The organism is Corallococcus exercitus, assembly GCF_003611585.1.
GTDB lineage: Bacteria > Myxococcota > Myxococcia > Myxococcales > Myxococcaceae > Corallococcus > Corallococcus exercitus.
In genome coordinates this window covers 1-826 of the sequence record NZ_RAVW01000833.1, presented here as the reverse complement: position 1 = coordinate 826, position 826 = coordinate 1, and the positions used below count along the sequence as shown (strand labels likewise).

General features: G+C 76.4%; 1 protein-coding gene. It reads right to left on the bottom strand.

What is annotated here, in order from left to right:
- Positions 1-779 (bottom strand): tetratricopeptide repeat protein (locus D7W79_RS42395; protein WP_244222289.1); only part of this gene is annotated, 779 nt, incomplete at its 3' end.
- Between the last annotated feature and the right edge of the window lie 47 nt (positions 780-826).

The following is an 826-nucleotide window of genomic DNA, read 5'->3' as shown; positions in this document are numbered from 1 at the left end:
GGGTCGGCCCGGGCGACGCGGCCCACCCGCTCCGCGTTGACGCGGGCCTGCACGTAGCGGGGCGACAGCCGGGTGGCGGCGGCGTAGGCGGCGCGGGCCTCCTCCAGCCGGCCCAGGCGCTCGCAGGCGACGCCCAGGTTGTTCTGCACGTAGGCTACGTGGGGCAGGAGGGCCGCGGCCTGGGTGAGGACCTCCACGGCGCGGGCGTTGTCGTTGGCGCGCAGGTAGGCGAAGCCCAGGTTGTTGAGCGCGTGGCCGTGCTCGGGGTCCAGGTGCACCGCCTGCTGGAAGCGCAGGATGGCGGAGGCCAGCTCGTTGGCGCCCAGGTGGGCGCGGCCGAGCACCTGGTACACCTCCGGGTCCTCCGGGTCGCGCAGGAGCGCCTCCTCCCCCACGTGGACCGCTTCCGCGAAGCGGCCCTCCGACACCAGCAGCCGCGCCTGCTGCACCAGCGCCCCTGCGTCCGAGGTCTCCGCTTGCCCCAGCCGGCCATACGCGTCGATGGCGAGCTTCGTGTCCCCGGCCAGCCGCGCCGTGCGCGCGAGCTGGGCCAGGGCGTCCGTGGCGCCCGGGTCGTCGTGCAGCGCGCGGCGCAGCTCCGTCACCGCCCCGGACAGGTCGCCCAGCTCGCGCAGGCCCTGGGCGCGGGCCACGTGGTCCACCCGGCGGGCGTGCGTGTGCGGCAGCGCCAGCGCGTCACCGGGAACCGGAGCGTCGGCCAGAGCTTCGGCCGAAGCTTGGGGCGGAGCGGCCTCGTCCACGAGGCGGGGCGCTGCCATCAGCGAGGGCTCGTGGCTGGAGACGTCCAGCGGAAGGGTGGGTGCGG